The organism is Pedococcus sp. P2_E4, assembly GCF_056403935.1.
Window position 1 is genome coordinate 1 of sequence record NZ_JBFUEO010000087.1, and the last position, 610, is coordinate 610.

At 78.0% G+C, this 610-nt stretch carries 1 pseudogene; it reads left to right on the plus strand.

What is annotated here, in order from left to right:
* Window positions 1-610, plus strand: a pseudogene (locus tag AC1DV7_RS18200) (helicase-associated domain-containing protein); the annotation flags it as partial.

Here is a 610-nt window from a genome sequence, read left to right on the forward strand (position 1 = left end):
ATCCTCGACCGCCTCGCCTGGGGGCCGCCCGTGGCGGTGCTCCCACCGGCCACGCCCGAACGGGTGGCCGAGGGCGCCCGCTGGCTGCTCGAGCACCACCTGGTCGCCGCACCCTCGGCCGAGCAGCTGGTCCTGCCGCGCGAGGTCGCCCTCGTCCTCCGGGGCGGGCGCAGCCACCGCGCGCCGGCCCTCGCCACCCCGGCGCTCTCAGGCGCACCGGTCGACGTCGCCGCGGTCGACTCGGCCGCGGGCCAGGAGGTCACCGACCTGCTCGCGCTCGTCGACGAGCTGGCGGCCGACTGGGGACTGCGACCGCCGCGCGTGCTGCGGTCCGGTGGGCTCGCCGTGCGCGACCTGCGACGCCTGGGCTCGGTCCTCGACGTCGACGAGGTCCGGGGCGCGTTCGTCGTGGAGATCGCGTATGCCGCGGGGCTGCTCGCCGACGACGGCTCCCTCGACCCGGCGTGGGCGCCGACCCCGGCCTACGACGAGTGGCAGCAGCAGCCGGGTGCCGACAGGTGGGCCACGCTGGTCCGGGGCTGGCTCGCGAGCACCCGCGCCCCGCACCTGGTGGGCACGACGCCGCCCGGCAGCACGGGCACCATCAACG